A 14,343-nucleotide genomic window follows, 5' to 3' on the forward strand; every position below is an offset into this window, starting at 1 on the left:
ATTATGCAGTTACAACTTCATAAAGTTTTCAATGTGCAGTTACAACTTCAATGTTGCAGTAAGGATTTCAATTAACCTCTGCTACACTTACATTATAATTCTCAGTTCATTCTATGTCTAATACCTGCTTTAAATCTATTTTCATGCTCACCAGGCATGGAAACTTTCTCCTTGCCGTCTCTGTTCCGGTCCATTTCGGTTTTCACCCGTATACAAATTGATCAGTTTTTCCTGATATCCCGCCCTTTTTTCTTCTCTCATCCGTTCTACCACAGGCAGCAGCCCGGAATCCGTAATTCTTTCCAGCATCTTCATCCTTCTTTCAGAGATCGGTTTCTCTGACATTGCCTTATCATAATCCTGACTTGCCATATGCCAAAAGTAAAATTCTCCCTGGTAATACTGTTTCAGCTTTTGCGCAATCAAAAGCCCCTCCGGGTCAAAGTCTCCGGCATAGTAAATCCTGACGCCGCTCCCGGCAAGCAGATCCAGCAGGAGAAGAGAACTCAGCCTTGGCTGTCCATTCATACACATACAGGAACGCGTTCCTTTCCATTTTCCACAAAGTACGGAAAATACCGACGGATTTTCCACAAGAAACAATTGCTTTCCCCTGCATTCCACCTGCCCCCATCCGGTAAGTGACGCAAGGGAAACCTGTACGGACTCCTCTTCTGCCAGATATCCTTCCATTCCCTGATGCATTTCTCCACCTTTCTTCCATGCGCGAATGCCGTAAACGGCGGTATAATTTGACAGATCATCTTTCAAGATGCCTGCCTGAAGATAGCGCTTCTGTGTTTGGAGCGCCGGAAAAATGTGTTCCTTCGCAGAGCCTGCTTCTTTTGTATCGGTCATCTTCCCGGGCAGATTCTGCTTCTCAAACCAGTCCAGAATGAATGCAAGGAGTGTACTGTCCTGCTCTCCCCGGTCAAAAGCGTGCGGATTTCCTGTCACCTTTGCTGCAAATACGGCCTGATATTCCACGTTTCCATTCCAGTACGGAAGCATATTGATCATACGAACCACCAAAGAAACCTGTTTTCGAATCTCCGGTTCGCTGTCTTTTGACTCACCATAACGCTTTTTCAAATAGCGGTATATCTCCAGCGGGCATACCTGTGCATCAGACTTTTCACTTTTTTCCAAAGCTTCCCTAAGTTCCCTGAGCCAGCCTGCCGCATGTGTTCCTGCTGCTTTTTCTTCCGACTCTTTCAGGATTCTCTTCCACATCTGTTCATACAGCCTTTTTTCTTCGCTTTTTGCCTCCGGTTTTTTATCGAAATAGATTTCCAGAACTTTCTCCGGCGAAATTTCGCCAAATCTGCTGCTCTCCCATGCTTTCCTGAATTTTGCCGCAGAAATCGAGGCACTCTTTTTCCCGTGAAAATTTTTCCCGAAAAAACCTTCCAGCTCTTCCCGTTCATGCTCTGTCAGATTTCGTAATTCTATTGTGCCGGTAAACATACCGTAAGATTCATACTTTTTCCAGAATCCTTCCAACAGTCTTTTAAATATTTTTTGTTCTTTTAAATATGTGCGGCATTCATTTTCAAGCTTCTGCTGCCCGCTGTTCCATCTCCTCTTCATCTTCCATCAATTCCTTTGTCTTTCCATTCCAAAGATACGGCATCACGGTCACAAACTTTGCATTCTCCGGACGGATCAGCTGATAAATCGCAAGAGCGTCCAATGTATCGCAGTCTCCCCAGAGTACCTGAGAATTGATCAGAAAATCAAACTGAAATTCTGCCATCAGCCGGAACATGTCTCTGATATTCCGGTTATCCACACCCGCAAATGCTTCATCCAGAGAAATCAGCCTCGGAGCGTCTGCCCGCCCGCCTTCATATTTCGCAACCACAGCCGAAAACAGCGGTACATACATTGCCATCGCCTTTTCTCCCCCGCTGAATGTTCCAAACATACTGTTCGTCAGCTCTTTGACCTTTTCGCCGCCTTTTTGGAAAAACAGCTGGAATTCAAACCATTTCCGGTAATCCAGCGTCTCCTTCATTACCTGATAGAACGAAACCATTCCGCCACTGTCTCTTGCATTTTTCCGCGCTTCCTCTACTTTTGAACGGAAGTGCATGGAAAGGCGTTCTGCCTCCTCTTCCCGCATCAGCCGGTAGTCTTTTTTCAAAAGATCGACCAGTTCTTTCGTATCCAGCTGTCCCTCTGTTTCCGCCGTCCGGCTTCTCCAGCGAAGACTGAGTTTAAGTCCACTTGACGTATTCATCGCTCCCATGAGCTGATTCATGTTTTCCACCCAGGAAATAGAACTGTTAATTTTTCCGCGGATTTTCCGGCTGATCGTATTTGCCAGAATATCTTCAAAAAGCTCCCTGTCCCCTTCACGGATCAGGTCTGTCAGATCCTGAATCTCTTCCTCCAGATATCCAAGAAGTTTTCCAAATGGAATCACCGCCCCCTGATATCTTGCCGACATATCAATTCTCTTTGGAGACGGCATCCCTTCTTTAATCTCCCTGTCCCCAAACAGCTCTGTCTGCATCGGCTGATAGTCATTTAAAACACCCCTGTTTTCAAAGTAAACCTGATTCAGTTCCTGAATAATACTGTTTCGATCCATTTTCTGGCAGTCTGCATTGAGGACTCTTCTGACCTCTTCCGGTTTTTCTTCCGATTCTTTCCCGAATCCCGCATATCCCAGGAACAGTTCTTCCTCAAAACAGGTCTTCAAATACTCTTCTTTGTCCTCGAATTCCCGTTTTTTGTCCTCCAGTTTTTCTATCTGATCCTTGATTCCCCGGATTTGTTCTTCTTTCTGCGCCTTTTCCTGCACGCATTTTTCCAGTTTTTTCGGATAAGCATTCAACCATGTAACGCAGGCATCCAGACGTTCTTTGATTTCCTCGTAATCTGTCAGTTTTAATTGTTCCCTGACCGAATCATACTCTGCCTTTTCTTTATTCAGCTGCCTTTCTATGATTCCCATGTCATAGCGGATCTGATCCATATCAAAATCCAGCCCCGACAGCTGCTCTTCCAGTTCATTTTCATAACGGATCATCTGAATATATACTTCATGGCCGGCTTTTAACCGGTAAAAAGCTTTTTCGTATGTCCGGGAAGCTGTATCCGCTTTCTGAAAGACATCGAGCCGGCATGTCAGATACAGTTTATCCGCAATTTCTCCTGCTTTTGTTTTCAGCTCCCGCAGCTCTGCGGCCGCTGTTCCAATCTCTCCTTCCAGCCGGCTTCCCTCTTCCTTCAGTTTCTTTTCTTTCTCTTCCGCATCTGTCAGCATTTTCCAGGAAGTGCGAAGATCCTGATCGCCCGGGAGCGCCTGGTATTCTTTTTCCAGAAGTTCCATCCGTTTTTTCAAAACAGCTGTTTCTTCTTTCAGAGACGTTATCTCTTCCTGAAGCACATTCAGCCGCTCCTCGCACAGGCGGATTTTTTCCTGCCGGTTTCTCTCTCTTGCCTGCGTACCGAGAAACCCTGCTTCATAGTTTCCGGTCACGGTTCCCGTCAGCACGCCGATCTGATAAATTCCTTCTTTCGTTACCGCCGTATTTCCCTGCGCATCCCCGCCGTAGGCAATCCGCCCCAGAATATTCGTGATAGTTTGATTAAAGAAAAGATTGTTTACCGTGTCGTTGAGATCCAGTACTGAAAGAAGGCTTTGCTCTACATGTCCTTTCTGTACAAACAGATACTTGTCACACCCTGTCGTATCAAGATGCAGAACCTGATCTTTGTAAGCTTCATCGATGACAAGCGCATCCAGAATCCCCATATAAGCCAGCGCCTCTTCCAGGTGGTCGCAATCTTCCTTGCTCAGATTCTGTCCGAATTCAATGACTTTATAAAACTCCTGATATGGAATCTGTTTTTCCTGAAGTACACGGCGGTTTTCCAGAACCGCCTCACTCCGTTCAGGTTCCGGTTCCTTTTTGTTCTGCCAGTCAGACAGTTCCCCCTTTGTCTCCTCGTACTCCTTTATCAGATCATGACTTTTTATCTCCCGTTCCCGCTTCTTCCGGTCAAGTTCTTCCCGTTTTCGCATCCAGATATCTGCCGTCTGTGTCCGAACCTCTGCGAAATCTGAATGTTCCCCATAGTGTTCTGCGAATCCGGAGATTGCTTTCAACACGTCCTGAGGAATAAGCAGTTCCTCATTATTGCCCGCCCATTTATACAGAGACTCTTTCCATTCATTCTGTACCTGAATAATCAGAATTTCCTGCTCCTGCACCTTTCTGGCCGCCAGATCTTCTTCTCTTTGATGGCGTTCCCTCTGCAGACGCAGTCCCTCCAGATACCGCTCTTTTCCATCAGCCATCCGGAGAATTTCCAGTCCCTCACTGATCCTCTTTTGTGTCATATCCAGCTGTGTCTGATGACTGTCAAAGCCGTACGGCTCTTCTAAATGCTGCAAAAGTTCATCCGCAAAAAATGTATGCTCTTCAAATGCCATGTCCCCCGCATTTTCATCCATTTCTTCCAGAAGCTTTTCAATCTCTCTTTTCTTTTCAAAAGCTTTATCTTCTTCCTGCCTCTTTTTCTCCTCCGTCTCAATGTAGGTATCCTGTTTGTCCGAAAGCCGGCCTTTCTTTTTCTGAAGCCGGCTCTGCTGTTCCAGGATGCTCTTTTCCAGTTCAACTTCCCGTTCTTTCAATCCGACTGCGTCACTTTTCTTCAGAGAATCTCTTTCCTTTTCCATTGTCTCACGTCCGGCATCCAGTTCTTCCTGTTCACCGGCAAGTTCCTGCACCCGCTCCTGATTTTCCAGAAGAATCTGCTCCTGCATGCCCTGTTCTTTCTTTATTTCATTAAGCCGTTTCCTTGCGTCGCAGTAATTTTGTGTCTTCTCATAAAGCACCAGGCGGTTATACTTGTCAAACACTCTGCTGATCTTTTCCGCCGCCTGTTTTCCTTCCTTACGCGCCTTCAGATTCATGTTCATGGTATCCATATTTTCAATTGCTTCTGACATCGGAAGCAGATCCTCATCTGACAGTGGCTGCAGGGAATCGCTCAAAATTTCATTGATAATCGACGGTTTAAAGTCTTTTGAAAGTTTTGGCGTGCGCAGCTGAATCAAAAGGTCAATCATCTCTTTATATTCTTCTACATTCTCAAACCCGAAAATCTGGCGGTTTACATATTCCATATATTCCGCCTGCCGCTCCAGAACCCGGCCTCCGTCCCCAATCCGGTATTGCAGCTCTCTTTTGGAAAGAGTCACCTTCTCATCCAGTTCTTTGTAAAGCCGGAAATCTTTTCCGATTCTTCTCCCGTCTGTGATGGCAAAATACCATTTATCCAGCGGTTTTCCCTTTCTGGCGCGAATTCCCATTCCGATCGTCAGGTAGGTTTCGCTGTCACATCGTTTAAATTCCAGATAGAGATAACCTGTCCGCTCCTCCCGCTCATCTCCTTCCTCAAGAAGATAACTGCTCATCTTCCGGTCTCTCGAGCCAAAGGGATCCAGACGCTCCGGATTCATATTTCCGTCCAAAAGGAGCGGTATTACACTCTGCATCGTTACCGATTTTCCCGAACCGTTAGATCCCCGAAGAAGCATTCTTCCTTTTGCAAAAGAAAACTCCTGCTCGTCATAATACCAGAAATTAATCAGTCCGATCTTATTGGCCTGCCATCTACTGCTCATCTTTATTTCCTCCTGTATAATCCGCCGGGTATCTTCCCTGTATTTTTCCCGCTGCCGGATAGATGAAAACCATATGTTCTTTTTCAATTACCCGGATAAAACTCCATATCCTCAATTCTTCCATCATGGTTTCCACATATTCCCCTTCCTGGATTTCCCGATACTGCTTGGTAAATCCGCTTCCATACGCTCTTTTTACGTCTTTTAAGAGTCGCTCAAATTCCAGCCGGTCTACATGGATTGTCTCGTCCGTCTCCACTTTCCAGCTTCCCTCTTCAACTTTCCGCCTTACTTCCCGGCACACAAGCAGAATCATATCTGATACCGCATTATTTCCCGGAAACAGCATTCCAAGTCTGCTTCCTTCCTGCGGCAGGGCATAAGCGCTACCTCTGTGAATATGAAGATCACAGTCCAGATTTTCATTCAGATCTTCTGCCAGACGTCTTCCGTAATATTTCAAATACTCAAAATCCTCCGGTATTCCCTCACTTCTGTACATTCCGGGGGAAAACAAAAGGCGCTTGTATACGCGGTGCCGCCTTGCGATTCCCCGTTCCTCATCTACGCCAAACCACTCACTTTCCAAAAAATCCTCCGGCTCTGAATAGGACATAATATCCATAGAAAAATTTTTCATAAAATACCTTGATGCACCTGTATTTTCATAGAGAACCTGTCCGCTTTGATCTTCCATAAAACTCTCATCGTTCCCGTCTGTCACCTGAATGATCCCCTGTGTCTTTGCGTAACGCATCACCTTAACAAGCCGGCGTCTGTGTGTGTACAGTGTCCAGTCTACCTTTTCCACCGGCATATTTGCGGAAATATAATCTGCCAGCATAGAAATCGTAAACTGGTATTCTGCGTCCTTGTCCTCCAAAAACATCAGCAGAACACAGAGAAGGGCATACTCCTCCCTAGATGTAAACTCGCGGATTCCCATCCATTCTTCCGGTACTGCCGGAATCTTTTCCATTTTGATCAGCAGCGAATTGGCAATGATCTGGCAGCCCATTTTTTCTGTCGCAAACTTCCGTATTTCACCGGCCGCATCTCTCAATCTGTAATATAATTCTTTTTCTTCTGACTTTAATACCCATCTTCTGTTCATTAAAATTTCAAGTTCTTCTCTCATTCTTCATCCTCTTGAAATACAATACTGATTTTTGGCATTGTAAAATTTCCATCTTCACAGTGAACCACGCACTTCTCCGACGCACGTGTCATATCGAGCACAAACTTTCTTCCGTCATCGGTGCGGGCGGAATACTCTGCATCTTCCATTGCATCTGACAGCCACCGAAGCAGAATCTCTCGGACCCTTGGTTCGATCACAGGCAGATTGGAAAACTCGATTCTCCCGTTTTGTATTAGTTTTTCTGCCTTTTCACGGTCATCTTTGATCTGTTTTAGCATCTGCTCACGTACTCTGGCTTTCTCTGCCCCATGATCACGAAGACCGCTTCTCGTGCTCTTTTCCCTATATGCACGGATTCTTGGTTTCAGCACAATTTCCTCCGGTGTTTCCTCATACACGGTCGTATTCATGCTGTCTGTCTCACGTTCTTTTTTTACATTCAAATGGAATGGTTTCTCCAATCCGAAAATCATTGCCGCCATCTTATGCGCCTGTCGCACGTCCTCACAGGCCATAAAGATAGATGCCGCCTTTTTATATTCTTCCTTGCGGTTTGCTCCAAGAGCATTCCTCTCACTGATCTGTGCCGCGTACCGTGTGATCTTTCGAATAATTTCGTTCGTAGCATCAAACAGTTTTCCCGCCTCATTCTCCTGACCATTCTCCGGAACAAACCAGTCATAGATACTTTGAAATCTGCCGTAAATATTATCAGCAATCAACGTCTCTGACATTTCCACATCCATTCTTGGTATTGACATCGAATACTGTACTACCTTATTCAAGACAGTCTCTTTCGTTTCTTCCGGAAGTCCCCGGATTTCTTCCTCAATGATTCCCACATTTCTCTGCAGTCCTTTGATAAAATTCCGCAGATATTCAATCAACCGGTCTTTGAATCCAAGAAATGCCCGTGTCCTCATCATCTCTTCCGCTCTTACGCTGTTCAGGTCCCGGATATAATCCTGGTAATTCTGATTCAGCCGGATGAAATCATTATTGAGATCTGTCCACCACGTGTAAACTGCATCTAATGGTTCCGATACCATCTGCGGAAATCTCCCTACATTGATCCGGATCCGTTCCAAAAGCGTCGGTTCCAATGATGCTCCCTCAATAAACAAATTTTCCAGTCTGAGAACCAGTCTCTCAATCTCCACACTGTATTCTGACATCTGATACCGGAACCTGCGGTTACTGAACTCCTCCAACGATGTGACTTTCCGCGTATCCTGATCCGCAGTCAGATTTTTCCAGGCAGTCAACGCATTTAAATCCTGCTGACACTGCTCCATCTTATAATCAGCAAAATATGGATCCTGTTTTAATTCGTCATAAACTTCCTCCTGATACATCCAATATTTTAACTTTTCATAATTATCAAAAAAAATACGCATAATGCACCGATACCGGTCCACATTATCCGCATTTAAATATTTTACTTCTGTTAACGGCTTCGTAAGTTTATCTGTCACGTACATTTCCAGCGTCCTCCTAAAACAGACTCTGGAATTATTATAAACTGTCATCTACAGATTCACAAGGAAAAGAAAAAATATCCTACACAGCGCTATTCCATCCATTTCTGAATCAGCCTGATTTTCTCCTGATATTCGTTCAGCTCCCGGATTGCTTTTTCTACTTCTTGCTTTCCAAGGAGAATTTCGCGTCATCTGCTACTTCAATCCCAAGTGCACGTTTTATATTGTATGCAAGCCATCCAAGCATTCCAGAACATCCTCCGGCAGATACCTCTCCCATTTATACATTGGCATCATTTCTTCTGTATCCTTTATTTGCCATGCATTCTCTGCAAGCTTATGCATGATCCCAAGTATCTCACCAATTTTCGCACAATGCCTTTCCTGAATTTCAGGCGGAAATACAGAATTTCCCTCCACCCACGGAAATACCATATAAAATTTACCGTCTATGGTGCAGACTTTTTCACCATTCACTTCCAACGCTGTCACTGCCGGAATCTTTTTGCTGAAAACTGCGGCAATCTTTTCCGAACGGATTGTATTTTCAAGCACACCTGGCCGTTTCATAATCTCACTGTTCAAAACTTTTACCGCAAATACACCTTCCGCTGTGCATACCCTGTACATTTTATGAAGAAGTCCGCCTGTAATTTCTACAGGTTCCTCAAGCGCTTCACCTATGCCAAGTAAACAGGTCAAATGCGATCACCGCATCCATTCCTGCGATTCCCAGTACAGCCGTTGCTATAATCGGCGTAAGAATCGAATTCAAAGCATTGGCCAGATACCGCATTCCTCCGACTTTCTGATAATACTTTGGCGGCAGAATTCTCGTCACAGCTACCTCGGATGCCGGCTGCTGTACCGTATTCATCAGTCCGTTGACAATATTGATCAGATAAAGATGTCCTACCTGCAGCATCTGCTGTTTCATGAGAACCAGCATTACCACGGTGGATACCGCCGCAACCGTATCGCAGACTAACATTGTCGCCTTTTTATTCCAGCGGTCGCTCAACGCCCCGGCAAAAATGCTGAAGATGACATATGGCGCATAAGAGCAGACCATTAATAATGATGTCATCAGAGCCGATTGTTTCTGTGTATAGGACCAGATTACAAGTGCATAACTGGTCATCGCACTTCCCAGCGCGGAGAATGCCTGTGTCCCCCACAGCATGAGAAATGGTTTCATTTCGTGTAATGTTGTTTTATATGTTTTCATAAGACTTTGCTCCTTTTTTCTTTCTTCCCGGCAAAGTCTCTGACTGATCATCTTACTCCATGCAATGTGATCTTACAAGACTTTGCATGGAGGTAATGCAATGCATAATCTCATTGTTGCTCCCTCTTTCTACTCTTTCAATCTGTTATTTTCCCATCCATTTACGAATCAGTTCCATCTTCCCAGTGCCTGGCCTCTCTGTTATGCTTTGTGGTTTCATAACTTCCCCCATTCGTAAATTATATTCTCATTATACAGTCCTTCTTCTTTTTTTACAAATACCGAATCAAAAAAAGACCGTATTCCGGTGTTTTTATACCTGAATACGGTCTAAATAATTTAGAATCTTTATGCAATGGCACCTCATCCATCATGCCAGTCCATGCTCTTCCAGCCACACCATCCATGTATTTTTGCCTTCCCGCATTTTCCGGGATCTCACAGTGAACTCCAGAATCGTAAGTCCTGTAAATACAAGGAACAGAATCAGCAGGAAAATGAGACATCCCCGGATACTCTCGCCGCCGCTTATGGTACTGCGGAACGCCTGCACCGTATAGGTAAACGGCACCCAGTCATGAAGATACGGCACAAATGATCCGGACAGTTCATAAGGGTACGTACCTACAGAACCGGCCAGCTGGATCACCATGAATATCAGCATCAGAAAACTTCCTACACGGCCCAGCAGACTGGTAAAGAAGTACATCACCGACATAAATGCAAGCGATGCTCCACACGCTACCAGAACGGTCTTTCCAATTTCCACAGGAGTAAAACCATCAAATATATGGAGTGCACCAATCATAACTACCGCCTGTAGAACTGCTGTCAGATAGAGCACAGATGCCTTGCTGATCCACCAGCGGAAGCCGGATTTCATTTTTCCTCCATAACTGGTCAGCGGATACATCAGGCTGAACGCAATGCAGCCGACCCACAGCCCTACAGACATCATATACGGCGCCATTGCATGGCCGTTGTTGGCAACCTCCGTGATCTGTGTCTCTTCTGTATCTACCGGTGCGGCAAACATATCCGTCGCCTCATCTGACGTATTCGTTTCCCGGATCTTCTCCGCACCGCTTCCCAGTTCTTTTGACAACGTATCCGCACCCTCCGAAACCTGATCGATCCCATCGCCCAGTTCGCGACTGCCGTCAGAAAGTTGTTCCGCTCCTTTGCTGATCTGGCCGGCTCCGTCTGTCAACTTTGCCGTCCCCTCCGTCAGTGCTTTACTGTTCAAAGTAAGCTTTCCGGCTCCGGAAACAAGTGTATCCGTTCCGTCTTTCAGCTTCGTACTTCCCTGTGCCAACGCCCCAAGGCCACTGTTCAGTTCCGCAGCTCCTTTCCGGAGCGCTGATGTTCCCTGCTTCTGAAGCTGATCTGCTCCTGAAGCAGCAGCGGAAATTCCTCTCACCAGTACCGGAGCCTGCTCTGCCAGTGCGGACGTCCCGGACTGAAGCTGTCCGATCCCGTTTTTCAGGGAATCCGCACCATTCTGCACAGTGGAAATACCATTCTGAAGTTCCGGAATCTTCGATGCAAGCTGTGTGCTTCCTGCTGCCGCTTCATCAACACCGTATGTATAATCGGAAACACCTGCAGACAATATTTCTGCCTGTTGCTGTACTGCTGCAATCTGTGTCCTCAGTTCTTCCGGTACGCCTTCTGCTCCGGCAAGTGCCGCCAGCGCCTGGCTGATCCCGGCCGCCCCATTACGCAACGACCGGGAACTGGATGCAGCAGACTGTAGACCGGAGCTAAGAGAATCCGCTCCGTCTTTCAGGTTGGCTGCCCCTTCAGACAGAGCTGTAATCCCGCCGGAAAGCTGTTTTGCTCCGTCATTTAAAGAAGCTGCTCCGTCATTCAGCGCATCTGCCGCATCCGGAAGGGCAGATGCGGCCGCATTCAGTTCGGACAGTCCGGCGTTGAGAGCAGTCATATTATCATCCACATCCGCCGCACCGGCTGCCAGATCGGAGCCGCCTTTCTGTGCATCATTTACGCCGCTGTCCAGCGCATTTACACCGTTTTGCAATTCTTCTGCTCCTGCTGCCGCCGTACTGACTCCATCTGTATACTGATCAAGCCCTACTTCTAATTCCTGACTTCCATCCGCGAATACCAGAGCGCTCTTGGAAAGAATCTGCAGATTGTCGGTAATCGTCCGATTTCCGTCGGCCAACTGATCCGCCCCGTCTTTCAATTCACCAGAACCGTCAGCTGCCTCCTGCATTCCGTCCCCCACTTCCGCAAGTTTATCAAACAGGACTTCTGTATACGTCCTGGTAACCTCTTCCCGTACTGAACTTTCCAGTTCTTTCATCGCCGTCTCGCTCATCTTGGATGCGATATAATTTGTTCCCGGATTCGTTTCATAGGACAACGTCATCTTTTCCGGGTTCGCATCCGTCAGCGATGCGGCATGAGCTGAAAACTCTTCCGGTATGGTAATAACCATATAGTATGTACCATCCTTAAGTCCTTTCTGCGCTTCTTTGTCTGACGGGAACTGAAAGTCAAGAGAATCGTTGTCTTTCAGTTCGTCCATCAATGTGCCGCCAATATCCAGCTTCTGATCTGCATAAGTCACCGGAACGTCATGATTGATGACAGCCACCGGAAGCTTATCAAGATTTCCGTATGGATCCCACATAGATCCAAGGAAAAGTGTCGTATAGATTGTCGGGATCGCGATGACCGCGACTGTAACAATCAGTAAAATCTTATTTTTGAACAGACTGTGCCATTCCTGCCTCAACATCTTTTTTCTCCTCTCTTTTTGCAACATTAATTCTATTAATAGATATTGTGTTGATTTTTCTATCACCATGAATTATAGTAAAATCAGAAAAGAGATACAACCATTAATGTGACGGCTCTCTGTCTGTTAATGGATAAGCAAACGACATAATGTCTATTATTTTAAGAGGAGGATTTATTTCATGCCAAAAACTATGGACCGGCGGATTCGCAAGACAAGAGCCCAGCTCCGTCAGGGGCTGGCCGAACTTCTGAAAGAAAAAAGCTTAAAGGAGATCACCATTAAAGAACTCGTAGAAAAAGTGGACATTAACCGCTCCACCTTCTATTTACACTATACGGATATCTATGACATGATGGAAAAGATTGAAAATGAACTGATCGGGGAGATTGAAGATCTGATCCATACCCATCCGGTCAGCCCTTTCAATGAGGACAGCTTCCCGTTCATCGAAGACATTTTCTCTATCCTTGCGGAAAACCGTGATATTTGTGCCGCCCTCCTGGGACCTAACGGAGACATCTCTTTCCTGCACCGGATTGAGAATATTCTTTCCGAACACAGTCTGAATGCTCTGAAAGAAACATTTCCGGGGAAGATGGATGATCTGACATATTATTATGCCTTTTGTCTTTCCGGCTGCATCGGTCTGGTCAAGACCTGGCTGTCAGAAGAATCCTCCGCAAGCCCCCAGCATATGGCTGAACTTACATTTAAACTCATTATGAATACACTGAGAGGTTTCTATCCGGACTTTTCCGTAAGACATTCCTGATATTTACGAAAAGATAAAGCTTAAAAAGGGATTGCCGTTCGGCAATCCCTTAAATCTTCGCTATATTCGATTACTCGATGATTGTAGCAACACGTCCAGATCCTACTGTACGTCCACCTTCACGGATAGCGAAACGAAGTCCCTGCTCCATAGCTACTGGATGGATCAGTTCAACTGTCATTTCTACGTTATCTCCAGGCATGCACATTTCTGTTCCTTCCGGAAGTTCGCAAACACCTGTTACGTCTGTTGTTCTGAAGTAGAACTGTGGACGGTAGTTGTTGAAGAATGGAGTATGACGTCCACCTTCATCTTTTGTCAGAACGTAAACCTGAGCTGTAAATTTGTGGTGGCATGTTACAGAACCTGGTTTACAAAGAACCTGTCCTCTTTCGATTTCTGTTCTCTGAACACCACGAAGCAGAGCACCGATGTTGTCACCAGCCTGAGCTTCATCAAGAAGTTTACGGAACATTTCAACACCTGTTACAACAACTTTACGTGTTTCTTCATGGATACCAACGATTTCTACTTCATCAGATACGTGAAGTGTACCACGCTCTACTCTACCTGTAGCAACTGTACCACGTCCTGTGATAGAGAATACGTCTTCGACCGGCATAAGGAACGGTTTGTCTGTGTCACGTTCCGGATCCGGAATGTAGCTGTCAACAGCATCCATAAGTTCCATGATCTTGTCTCCCCATTCTCCGCTCGGATCTTCCAGAGCTTTCAGAGCAGATCCTCTGATGATCGGAGTGTCATCTCCCGGGAATTCATACTCGTCAAGGAGTTCACGGATTTCCATTTCTACTAATTCAAGAAGTTCTTCGTCGTCTACCATATCACATTTGTTCATGAATACAACGATGTAAGGTACACCTACCTGACGGGACAGAAGGATGTGCTCTCTTGTCTGAGCCATAACACCATCTGTAGCAGCTACTACAAGGATAGCTCCGTCCATCTGAGCTGCTCCTGTGATCATGTTCTTAACGTAGTCAGCATGACCCGGGCAGTCAACGTGTGCGTAGTGACGTTTCTCTGTTTCGTACTCTACGTGAGCTGTGGAGATTGTGATACCACGTTCTCTTTCTTCTGGTGCTTTATCGATATTTTCGAAATCTACTGCAGCGTTACCAGCAACTCTTGTGGAAAGTACTTTTGTGATAGCAGCTGTTAAAGTAGTTTTACCATGGTCAACGTGTCCGATTGTACCAATATTACAATGTGGTTTTGTTCTTTCAAATTTAGCCTTTGCCATTTGAATAATCCTCCTTAATTCTACCCTCAAGCAGGGCAATTTT

9 protein-coding genes are annotated in these 14,343 nt (G+C 45.7%); 1 reads left to right on the forward strand and 8 read right to left on the reverse strand.

Annotated elements, in window-relative coordinates:
* Positions 1 to 147 precede the first annotated feature (147 nt).
* From FGQ85_RS10210 to FGQ85_RS10240, 7 genes are all read right to left on the reverse strand, one after another.
* Positions 148 to 1,590: a TIGR02679 domain-containing protein gene (locus FGQ85_RS10210; RefSeq protein ID WP_138373384.1), complete on the reverse strand. Its 1,443-nt coding sequence runs from the start codon at positions 1,588 to 1,590 to the stop codon at positions 148 to 150.
* Positions 1,553 to 5,644: a TIGR02680 family protein gene (locus FGQ85_RS10215; RefSeq protein WP_207738724.1), complete on the reverse strand. Its 4,092-nt coding sequence runs from the start codon at positions 5,642 to 5,644 to the stop codon at positions 1,553 to 1,555. Before FGQ85_RS10215 ends, FGQ85_RS10210 begins: the two co-directional genes overlap by 38 nt.
* Positions 5,634 to 6,782, reverse strand: coding sequence for a TIGR02678 family protein (locus tag FGQ85_RS10220; RefSeq protein WP_138373385.1), 1,149 nt, complete (start codon positions 6,780 to 6,782; stop codon positions 5,634 to 5,636). The genes FGQ85_RS10215 and FGQ85_RS10220 overlap by 11 nt, the downstream gene beginning before the upstream one ends.
* Positions 6,779 to 8,266, reverse strand: coding sequence for a TIGR02677 family protein (locus tag FGQ85_RS10225; protein ID WP_138373386.1), 1,488 nt, complete (start codon positions 8,264 to 8,266; stop codon positions 6,779 to 6,781). The genes FGQ85_RS10220 and FGQ85_RS10225 overlap by 4 nt, the downstream gene beginning before the upstream one ends.
* A 219-nt stretch (positions 8,267 to 8,485) precedes the next feature.
* Positions 8,486 to 8,896, reverse strand: coding sequence for a hypothetical protein (locus FGQ85_RS10230; protein WP_171027936.1), 411 nt, complete (start codon positions 8,894 to 8,896; stop codon positions 8,486 to 8,488).
* Positions 8,897 to 8,942: 46 nt separating this feature from the next.
* Positions 8,943 to 9,494: an MFS transporter gene (locus tag FGQ85_RS10235; RefSeq protein ID WP_138373388.1), complete on the reverse strand. Its 552-nt coding sequence runs from the start codon at positions 9,492 to 9,494 to the stop codon at positions 8,943 to 8,945.
* Positions 9,495 to 9,864: 370 nt separating this feature from the next.
* Positions 9,865 to 12,261, reverse strand: a complete 2,397-nt coding sequence (locus FGQ85_RS10240; protein ID WP_171027937.1) for a YhgE/Pip domain-containing protein — start codon at positions 12,259 to 12,261, stop codon at positions 9,865 to 9,867.
* A gap of 181 nt (positions 12,262 to 12,442) precedes the next feature.
* Between FGQ85_RS10240 and FGQ85_RS10245 the strand changes: the two genes are divergently transcribed.
* Positions 12,443 to 13,036, forward strand: a complete 594-nt coding sequence (locus tag FGQ85_RS10245) for a TetR/AcrR family transcriptional regulator C-terminal domain-containing protein (protein WP_138373390.1) — start codon at positions 12,443 to 12,445, stop codon at positions 13,034 to 13,036.
* A gap of 70 nt (positions 13,037 to 13,106) precedes the next feature.
* On the opposite strand, the gene tuf is transcribed toward FGQ85_RS10245, so the two are convergent.
* Positions 13,107 to 14,300, reverse strand: a complete 1,194-nt coding sequence (tuf, locus tag FGQ85_RS10250) for an elongation factor Tu (protein ID WP_087167044.1) — start codon at positions 14,298 to 14,300, stop codon at positions 13,107 to 13,109.
* Between the last annotated feature and the right edge of the window lie 43 nt (positions 14,301 to 14,343).

This window comes from Pseudoflavonifractor sp. BSD2780061688st1 E11 (genome assembly GCF_005844125.1).
GTDB classification, from domain to species: domain Bacteria; phylum Bacillota; class Clostridia; order Lachnospirales; family Lachnospiraceae; genus Sellimonas; species Sellimonas catena.